Origin of the sequence: Streptomyces sp. NPDC102283 (assembly GCF_044766265.1) — a bacterium.
Lineage (GTDB): Bacteria > Actinomycetota > Actinomycetes > Streptomycetales > Streptomycetaceae > Streptomyces.
Genome location: NZ_JBIWLQ010000011.1, coordinates 314,785 through 324,332 on the forward strand (window position 1 = coordinate 314,785; position 9,548 = coordinate 324,332).

Below are 9,548 nucleotides of genomic sequence, written 5' to 3' on the forward strand. Positions count from 1 at the left end.
CGCCCGACACCGACCTCTACGCGCGTCAGCCGTCCCGTTGGCCGGAAATACCGCTGTGGCACGTGCTGTCGGCACGCGCGCAGCTGACCGACCCGTACGCTCCGACGCCGATCGCGGCGAAGTTGTCCAGGCTCTCGGTGCCCGGTTCGAAGTAGCCGCTGTGCCCGGCGGCGCCGGCCGCCGAGACGATCCGCGCGCCGAACGCCGGGTCCACCGGGTCGGCCCCGTGACCGATCCCGCCGAACTCCAGATGCGGGACGTCCCCGATCCAGTCGTTCCCGTCCCGCGTCGCCCAGATCCGTGCGCCGGTCTCCAGCTGCCCGGCGTTCGCGGCCCGCATGCCGGGACTGCCCGCGACCGCGATGTCGGCCACCCGGTCGTGGGCCCGGTGCGCGGCCACCCCGCACACCACGGAGCCGTAGCTGTGGCAGAACAGCGAGACCTTCGAGGAGCCCGGCAGCGCGCCGACCATCGCGTTCAGCCGGACCGCGCCGTTCGCCGCGAGCCCGCCCAGCGCCGCGTCCATGCCGAGACCGGCCGGGGCGGTGTAGTCGGCCCACGCGATGACAGCCGTACGGATGCCGGGGGAGGCCGAGCGCTCCGCCCGGTACAGGGACCTGGCCATGCCGACGGGGGCCCGGTACGCGCGCGTGCTGCGCTCCAGGGTCAGCAGATGGGTGTCGACGCCCGGGACGACGACGGAGACCCGGGCGGCCCGGTCGAGATTCCCGAACACCTCGGCCGCACGGCCCCTCCCGGAGGGATCGAAGGCCAGGAACTGGCGCTTGCCCGCGAGCATCGATCGGAACCGGTCGAGACGGGCCACCGCCTCACCGCGCCCGTCCGGCGAGAGCTTCTCGTCGTGCGCCCGCGTCTTCTCCACGGCCACGGCCTGTCTGAGAGCCACCCGGTTGGCGTGGTAGCGCAGGGTGACCGGAGCCCCGTTGAGATTCCCCACCACCGACGGGTACTCGCCCGCGAGGGCGATCTGCTGTCCCGAGGTGAGGGTGGCGAAGAAGTGGGCCAGCCGGTAGGCGGGAGCGTCGGCGTCCGGCAGCGAGCGGCCGGCTATCCGGTCCTTCGCCCAGGAGGCGAGCGCGAGCTCGCGCTCCCCGTCGGAGTGCTGATCGCGGACGGCGCTCCAGCCCGTCGTCGCCAGCATCACGAACACCACCGCCACGGCGAGCAGAGCGCGCCATGCGGTCAACGTGGGTGAGGTGTCGAAGGAAGTCACTGCGCCACACCCTAGGAGACGTGCGCCGACAGCCGTGATTCGGGTGAGGTACATCACCCGTCCGCGGAGGATTCACCATGGATCTCTCACAGAGGGTCACCACCGCCCGGTGGCCGAGCTACTCCCGGCGCCAGTTCCGGGCGAGGGCCGGGACGAGCTGGTCGAGATACTCCTCGGTCAGGTCGCGCAGCGCCTCCACGCTCGGATCGAGCCCCCGGCCCCACAGCTGACCGGTCACCCGCATCACCGCGGAGAACGCGGCGACGGCCACCCGCGGCCGGGGGTCCCGTTCCACGTCGAGCCCCTCGCGCTCCGCGATCAGCAGGGCGATCTGGTGCTCCAGGGCGACGCCGCGCCGCATGTGGGCGGCGAGCAGGGAGGGGGTCGACTCGATCATCTGGTAGGTCCGCATATGGAGATCGACGGAGACGACCTCCTCGATCGCCTCACCGATGCTGTTCCACGCGCACAGCACCGCCCGGCGCATGGCCTCGAAGGGGGCTTCGTCCGCGGGGCGGCGGCGCAGCTCCTCGATGAAGCGGGACTCGACCATCTCCTGCACGGCGAAGGTGGCGTCCTCCTTGCTCGCGAAGTAGCGGAAGAAGGTGCGCTGGGAGACCTCCACGGCGTCGACGATCTCGTCGACGGTGGTGCGCTCGTACCCCTGGGTGGTGAACAGTTCGAGGGAGGCGCGTACCAGGGCGTCCCGGGTGCGCTGTTTCTTGCGTTCACGCAGTCCGGCTCGGGGCTCGACTGTCTGCCCGTCGGTCACGTACCGGTTCCTCTTTTCCCGTGTTTGTCCAGCTCAGCATACCTGTGCGCTTCGTGTGAGCTACGTGACAGTTACTGACTTGTGAATTGGTTTGTCAACTGTCAGTAGCTGTCACTAGTCTCGCCGTATGACTAGTCAGACCACCGTCGAGAAGGCGCCGCGGGAGCCGGAAGACAACGCAGTACCCGCCCCGGTCAAGGGGCTTCGCGGCCACCCCTGGCTGACCCTCTTCGCCGTCGCCCTCGGCGTGATGATGGTCGCCCTCGACGGCACCATCGTCGCCATCGCGAACCCCGCGATCAAGGACGACCTCAATGCATCGCTCGCCGATGTTCAGTGGATCACCAACGGCTATCTCCTGGCGCTCGCCGTCGCCCTGATCACCGCGGGCAAGCTGGGCGACCGCTTCGGCCACCGTCAGACCTTCCTGATCGGTATCGCGGGATTCGCCATCTCCTCCGCCGCGATCGGTTTCTCCCAAGAGATCGTCCTGGTCGTTCTCTTCCGCGTGCTCCAGGGCCTCTTCGGCGCCCTGCTGATGCCGGCCGCCCTGGGCCTGCTGCGCGCCACCTTCCCCGCCGAGAAGCTGAACATGGCGATCGGCATCTGGGGCATGGTCATCGGCGCGTCCACCGCGGGCGGCCCGATCGTCGGCGGTCTGCTCGTCGAGCACGTCAGCTGGCAGTCGGTCTTCTTCATCAACGTGCCGGTCGGCATCATCGCGCTCGTCTTCGGCCTGGTGATCCTCAAGGACCACCGCGCCGCCAACGCGCCGCGCTCCTTCGACATCCTCGGCATCGTGCTCCTCTCGGGCGCGATGTTCTCCCTCATCTGGGGCATCATCAAGGCCGGTGAGTCCTGGGGCTGGGGCGACGGGCGCACCTGGGCGTGGCTCGGCCTCGCGATCCTGCTCTTCCTGGCCTTCGGCCTCTGGGAGACCAAGGTCAAGGAACCGCTCGTCCCGCTGGGGATGTTCCGCTCCATCCCGTTGACGGCCGGTGTCGTGCTCATGATGCTGATGGCCTTCGCCTTCATGGGCGGCCTCTTCTTCGTGACGTTCTTCCTCCAGGGCGTCCACGGCCTCAGCCCGGTCGACAGCGGTCTGCACCTGCTGCCGCTGACCGCCATGATGATCGTCTCCTCGCCGGTCGCCGGCCTGCTGATCACCAAGTTCGGCCCGCGCGTCCCGCTGGTCGGCGGCATGGTCTGCACGGCCACCGCGATGTTCGGCATGACCACGCTCAGCGACTCCACCGGCACCTTCGCGATGTCCCTCTGGTTCGCCCTCCTCGGCTGCGGGCTCGCCCCGGTCATGGTCGGCGCCACCGAGGTCATCGTCGGCAACGCGCCCATGGAGCTGTCCGGCGTGGCCGGCGGTCTCCAGCAGGCCGCCATGCAGGTCGGCGGCGCGCTCGGCACCGCCGTCCTCGGAGCGGTCATGTCCTCCAAGGTCAGCTCCGAGTTCGCGGACAACTGGGCGGGCGCGGGCCTGCCCGGAGCACCCGACCCGAAGCTGGAGGAGGCCGCGGAGTTCGGCATGGTCCCGGCCGAGGAGCTCGCCAAGGCTCCCGGCATGACGCCGGACGTCATCGACAGCATCGGCGGGGTCATCCACGACACGTTCATGTCCGGCATGGGCCTGGCCTTCACGGTCGCGGGCATCGTCGCCGTGGTCGCCGCCTTCGTCGCCACCCTCACCAAGCGCGGCGCGAACGCCGAGGCGGGCGCCGGAGTCGGCCACATCTGACGCCCGACGCCGCGCAGGCCGTCAACACAGCGCAGGCCGGAGCCCCGCCGAATCCTTTCGGCGGGGCTCTCGCCTATCAGGGTGGAGCACCCCCGGCCGCCCTTCCGCACACCGTGCCCGGTGACACAGAGTGAGCGGCGGAAGCGAACACCGACCAACCACGGGGGTTGATCCACCATGCGTACCACCTTGACCCGTACGACCGTTCTCGCGGCCGCCCTGGCCGTCACCGCACTCGTTCCCCAGGCCCTGACCCACGACCGGGCGGCCGCGGCCCCCGAGCGGTCCCCGGGCGTCGCCCTCGGGACCTGCGAGGCGGGCAGGTTCTGCCTCTGGAAGAAGCCCGACTTCACCGGGGCCCGCCACACCTACGAGCTCTCCGGCGTGGACATCGAGAGCTGCGTCCCGCTGCCGAAGGGCGGCGACGCCCAGTCGCTCGCCAACCGCACCGGGCGGCCCGTCACCACCTATCAGTCCGCCGAGTGCGCGGAGACGGGGGAGTTCGAGACGTACCCCGGCGGCGGCACCTGGACGCCCCGCTCCCCGTACCAGGTACGGGCCTTCAAGATCTGGGAGAACTGAGCCCGGACACGCGGGAGGGGCGGCGACGCTCCAGCGCCACCGCCCCTCCCGGCTGTCCTTGCCTACGCGTCGCCGCCCGCCGCGCCCGGATCGGCCGCGGTCACGTCCAGGAGCTCGTAGCGGTCCACCGCCGTCTTCAGGGCCGACCGGTCGATCTTGCCCTCCTTGGCCAGCTCGGTGAGGACCGCCAGCACGATCGACTGCGGGTCGATGTGGAAGAACCGGCGGGCCGCACCCCGGGTGTCCGCGAAGCCGAAGCCGTCCGCGCCCAGCGACTGGTAGGCGCCCGGGACCCAGCGCGCGATCTGGTCCGGAACCGAACGCATCCAGTCCGAGACCGCCACGAACGGGCCCTGGGCCGCTTCGAGCTTCCTGGTCACGTACGGGACGCGCTGCTCCTCCTCCGGGTGCAGGAGGTTGTAGCGCTCGACGTCCACCGCCTCGCGGCGCAGCTCGTTCCAGGAGGTCGCCGACCAGACGTCCGCCTTGACGTTCCACTCGTCCGCGAGGATCCGCTGCGCCTCCATGGCCCAGGGGACCGCCACACCGGACGCCATGATCTGGGCCGGGATCTCGCCCTTCTCACCGGTGCTGAAGCGGTGGATGCCCTTGAGGATGCCCTCGACGTCCACGTCCTCCGGCTCGGCCGGGTGCTGGATCGGCTCGTTGTAGACGGTGAGGTAGTAGAAGACGTCCTCGTTCGCCTCGCCGTACATCCGGCGCAGCCCGTCCTTCATGATGTGCGCGATCTCGAACCCGTAGGCCGGGTCGTACGCGACACAGCCCGGGTTCGTCGAGGCGAGCAGCTGTGAGTGGCCGTCCGCGTGCTGGAGGCCCTCACCGGTCAGCGTCGTACGGCCGGCGGTCGCGCCGAGCACGAAGCCGCGCGCGAGCTGGTCGGCCATCTGCCAGAACTGGTCACCGGTGCGCTGGAACCCGAACATCGAGTAGAAGACGTACACCGGGATCAGCGGTTCGCCGTGCGTGGCGTACGCCGAACCGGCCGCGATCAGGGAGGCCGTACAGCCCGCCTCGGAGATGCCGTCGTGCAGCATCTGACCCGTCGGGGACTCCTTGTACGCGAGCAGCAGATCGCGGTCGACCGCCTCGTACTGCTGACCCAGCGGGTTGTAGATCTTCGCACTCGGGAAGAAAGCGTCCATGCCGAAGGTGCGGTACTCATCCGGGGCGATCAGCACGAAACGCTTGCCGATCTCCTTGTCCCGCATGAGGTCCTTCAGGACGCGCACGAACGCCATGGTGGTGGCGATCGACTGCGAGCCAGAACCCTTCTTCGCAGCCGCGTACGTCTTGTCCTCGGGCTGTGGAAGGGGCTTCGCACGCACCACGCGGGTCGGGACGTAACCGCCCAGGCCCTGGCGGCGGTCGTGCATGTACTGGATCTCCTCCGAGTCGCGGCCCGGGTGGTAGTAGGGCGGGTAGCCCTCGTCCAGCCGCTTGTCCGTGATCGGGATGTGCAGCCGGTCCCGGAAGCGCTTGAGGTCCTCGACCGTGAGCTTCTTCATCTGGTGGGTCGCGTTGCGGCCCTCGAAGTTCGGCCCCAGGGTCCAGCCCTTGACCGTCTGCGCCAGGATGACCGTCGGCTGGCCCTTGTGCGCCTTGGCCGCCGCGTAGGCCGCGTAGACCTTGCGGTGGTCGTGGCCGCCGCGGCCCAGGTGCAGGATCTGCTGGTCGGTCATGTCCTTGACCATGTCCCGCAGGCGCGGGTCGTCGCCGAAGAAGTGCTCGCGGATGTACTCACCGGTCTCGGTGGCGTACGTCTGGAACTGGCCGTCCGGCGTGGTGTTCAGCCGGTTGACCAGGATGCCCGTGCGGTCCTGCGCCAGCAGCGGGTCCCAGGAACGGTCCCAGACCAGCTTGATGACGTTCCAGCCGGCGCCCCGGAACTGCGACTCCAGCTCCTGGATGATCTTGCCGTTGCCGCGTACCGGTCCGTCCAGCCGCTGGAGGTTGCAGTTGACCACGAAGGTCAGGTTGTCCAGGCCCTCACGGGCAGCGATGGACAGCTGGCCCAGGGACTCCGGCTCGTCCATCTCGCCGTCGCCCAGATAGGCCCACACGTGCGACTTGGAGGTGTCGGCGATGCCGCGCGCCTCCATGTAGCGGTTCATCCGCGCCTGGTAGATCGCGCCGAGCGGACCGAGGCCCATCGAGACGGTCGGGAACTCCCAGAAGTCCGGCATCAGCCGCGGGTGCGGATAGCTGGACAGCCCGTTCGGGGCCTTCGACTTCTCCTGGCGGAACGCGTCGAGCTGCGCCTCGTTCAGCCGGTCCAGCAGGAAAGCGCGGGCGTAGATCCCCGGGGACGCGTGTCCCTGGAAGAAGATCTGGTCGCCGCCGTCGCCCTGGTCCTTGCCCCGGAAGAAGTGGTTGAAGCCCACGTCGTACAGCGAGGCGGAGGAGGCGAAGGTGGCGATGTGGCCGCCGACGCCGATCCCGGGACGCTGGGCCCGCGAGACCATCACCGCGGCGTTCCAGCGGGTCGCGTTGAGGACCTTGCGTTCGATCTCCTCGTCGCCGGGGAAGAACGGCTCGTCCTTCGTGGCGATCGTGTTCACGTAGTCCGTGCTGCGCATCTCCGGCACGGCGACGCGCTTCTCCCGCGCGCGCTCGATGAGCCGGAGCATCAGGTAGCGGGCGCGCTCACGGCCGCGCTCGTCGACGGCGGCGTCGAGGGAGTCGAGCCATTCCCGGGTCTCCTCAGGATCAAAATCCGGGACCTGGCTCGGAAGGCCGCCAATGATGATCGGGTTGCGATCGGATCCGGAAGCCACACTGTTCCTTCGCTGTTCGGTGGTGCTCTACGGGGCCTGCTACGGGCACACGCCCCCGGGGGACAACTCTGGGTTCGCCGCCTCCATCGTGCTACCGCGAGGGCCCGAACGTCATCTTTACCGTGGGGTAACCCCGAGGTTCCGGAACGCGTCCATGGGGCACGAGTGTGGGCAGTACGCGGCTGGGTACGGGCAAACCGCAACCTTACGCCCAAGGCGTCCAAGTGTTCCCAAAGGCTGTTCGACTCCGATTGGCGGATCGAAACCGCATAAGCTGAGGAAGGACGTAAACGGATGGAGTGACCCGGGGGAGCCCCCGGGAAGCCGCCGGAGAGACATGCCTGAACTTGCGGCGACGTGGCAGGGAACGTCACCGTATAGGCGGTCTCGCACGCTGGGTACTTGCGCGATTCGCCGAGCCCGTGTGGACTACGGCCAACGCCCCGCGCACGCGCGTGGCTGCAGCATTTTCCGAAGACATGATCAGGAGGCAACCCGTGAGCGCGACCGCGGACCACGCGGAGGAGCGGACCAACCCGGCAGCACGCCTGGGGTTCGAGCCCGGACAAGTGGTCCAGGAGATCGGCTACGACGACGACGTCGAGCTGGAGCTCCGTGAGGGCATTGAGGCCACTACCGGCCAGGAACTCGTCGACGAGGAGTACGACGACGTCGCAGACGTCGTCCTGCTCTGGTTCCGCGACGAGGACGGCGACCTTACGGACGCGCTGGTGGATGCCATTGGTCTGATCGAGGACGGCGGTACGGTCTGGCTGATGACGCCGAAGACCGGCCGTGACGGATACGTCGAACCGAGCGACATCAATGAGGCTGCCCAGACAGCCGGTCTCGCCCAGACCAAGAGCATCAGCGCGGGCAAGGACTGGACGGGCAGCCGTCTGGTCACCCCCAAGGGGGCCAAGGGCAAGCGCTGAACCACGTTGTGCACCACCCGGGGCCCTCACGGGCGCACACCGCGCCCGTGGGGGCCCTTCGTGCGTCCACGGCCCCTCCGGGTCCTGCCCCGGGCCCCTGCGTAGGGTGGGTGTCACCCGGACGGACCCGGCCCGGGATGCGGAGAAGCGGCGAAGGGATACGTGTTCCATGACGATCGAGGTCGGCAGTCGGGCCCCGGACTTCCAGCTCAAGGACAACCACGGCCGGACCGTGCGGCTGTCGGAGTTCCGCGGCGAGAAGAACGTGGTGCTGGTGTTCTACCCGTTCGCCTTCACCGGCGTCTGCACCGGCGAGCTGTGCGCGCTCCGCGACGAGCTGCCCCGCTTCGAGAACGAGTCCACCCAGCTCCTCGCCGTCTCCAACGACTCCATCCACACCCTGCGCGTCTTCGCCGAGCAGGAGGGCCTGGAGTACCCGCTGCTGTCCGACTTCTGGCCGCACGGGGAGACCTCGCGGGCGTACGGCGTCTTCGACGAGGACAAGGGCTGCGCCGTGCGCGGCACCTTCGTCATCGACAAGGCGGGCGTCGTCCGCTGGAGCGTCGTGAACGGGCTCCCGGACGCCCGCGACCTGAACGACTACGTCAAGGCGCTCGAAGCGCTCTGAGACGATCTCCTGGCGACGCCCGGTCAAAAGCCTGTTTTGGCCGGGAACCGGTCACTAGGATCCATTCGTTGATCCGATGCCAATGAACGACGGGGAAGCCGGCGTGCGCCGGCTCCTGAGAAAACTACTGGAGGACTCGTGGGAGTCAGCCTCAGCAAGGGCGGCAACGTCTCGCTGACCAAGGCCGCGCCCAACCTGACCGCGGTCATCGTCGGTCTGGGCTGGGACGCCCGCACCACCACCGGTGGTGACTTCGACCTCGACGCCAGCGCGCTGCTGGCGAACGCCGAGGGCAAGGTCGCCGCCGACGGCAATTTCGTCTTCTTCAACAACCTGAAGAGCCCCGACGGCTCCGTCGAGCACACCGGTGACAACACCACCGGTGAGGGCGAGGGCGACGACGAGGTCATCAAGGTGAACCTGGCCGCCGTGCCGGCCGACGTCGACAAGATCGTCTTCCCTGTCTCGATCTACGAGGCCGAGAGCCGCCAGCAGAGCTTCGGCCAGGTCCGCAACGCGTACATCCGCGTGGTCAACCAGGCCGACAACACCGAGCTGGCCCGCTACGACCTGAGCGAGGACGCCTCGACGGAGACCGCGATGGTCTTCGGCGAGCTCTACCGCAACGGCGCGGAGTGGAAGTTCCGCGCCATCGGCCAGGGGTATGCCTCGGGCCTGCGCGGCATCGCCCAGGACTTCGGCGTCAACGTCTGACGCCCTTGGGCCCCGGTGGGTGCCCGGCCCAACGCGCCGGGCCCCCACCCACCGGGGGGGGGGGGGCGCCCGGGCCCCGGGGGGGGCCCCCCCCCGCCGCGGGGTATACCAAGCCGGGGGGCCCCCCCGAGGGGGGGCCCA

Annotated in this window: 7 protein-coding genes and 1 pseudogene; 5 read left to right on the top strand and 3 right to left on the bottom strand. The window is 69.2% G+C overall.

Annotation, left to right across the window (positions count from 1 at the left end):
- Positions 1-25: 25 nt before the first annotated feature.
- Together ACIRJT_RS23205 and ACIRJT_RS23210 are read right to left on the bottom strand one after the other, a co-directional pair.
- A complete protein-coding gene (locus ACIRJT_RS23205) occupies positions 26-1,234 on the bottom strand; it encodes an alpha/beta hydrolase (RefSeq protein WP_403912014.1) in 1,209 nt (402 codons plus the stop codon).
- A 118-nt stretch (positions 1,235-1,352) separates the two neighbouring features.
- Positions 1,353-2,006 (bottom strand): TetR family transcriptional regulator, encoded by a 654-nt coding sequence (locus tag ACIRJT_RS23210; RefSeq protein WP_403912017.1) that lies wholly within the window; start codon positions 2,004-2,006, stop codon positions 1,353-1,355.
- A gap of 127 nt (positions 2,007-2,133) precedes the next feature.
- Here ACIRJT_RS23210 and ACIRJT_RS23215 point away from each other — a divergent pair.
- Positions 2,134-3,778: pseudogene (locus ACIRJT_RS23215) on the top strand (MFS transporter); the annotation flags it as partial.
- Between the two features lie 152 nt (positions 3,779-3,930).
- Positions 3,931-4,335, top strand: coding sequence for a peptidase inhibitor family I36 protein (locus tag ACIRJT_RS23220; protein ID WP_403912020.1), 405 nt, complete (start codon positions 3,931-3,933; stop codon positions 4,333-4,335).
- A gap of 62 nt (positions 4,336-4,397) precedes the next feature.
- On the opposite strand, the gene aceE is transcribed toward ACIRJT_RS23220, so the two are convergent.
- On the bottom strand, positions 4,398-7,130 hold the full coding sequence (gene aceE / locus ACIRJT_RS23225; protein WP_403912023.1) for a pyruvate dehydrogenase (acetyl-transferring), homodimeric type: 2,733 nt from the start codon (positions 7,128-7,130) through the stop codon (positions 4,398-4,400).
- A gap of 497 nt (positions 7,131-7,627) precedes the next feature.
- On the opposite strand from aceE, the gene ACIRJT_RS23230 reads away from it, so the two are divergent.
- From ACIRJT_RS23230 to ACIRJT_RS23240, 3 genes are all read left to right on the top strand, one after another.
- Positions 7,628-8,065, top strand: coding sequence for a DUF3052 domain-containing protein (locus ACIRJT_RS23230; protein ID WP_164615316.1), 438 nt, complete (start codon positions 7,628-7,630; stop codon positions 8,063-8,065).
- A 169-nt stretch (positions 8,066-8,234) separates the two neighbouring features.
- Positions 8,235-8,693: a peroxiredoxin gene (locus ACIRJT_RS23235; protein ID WP_403912026.1), complete on the top strand. Its 459-nt coding sequence runs from the start codon at positions 8,235-8,237 to the stop codon at positions 8,691-8,693.
- Positions 8,694-8,831: 138 nt separating this feature from the next.
- Positions 8,832-9,407, top strand: a complete 576-nt coding sequence (locus ACIRJT_RS23240; RefSeq protein ID WP_215108758.1) for a TerD family protein — start codon at positions 8,832-8,834, stop codon at positions 9,405-9,407.
- The last annotated feature ends 141 nt before the right edge of the window (positions 9,408-9,548 follow it).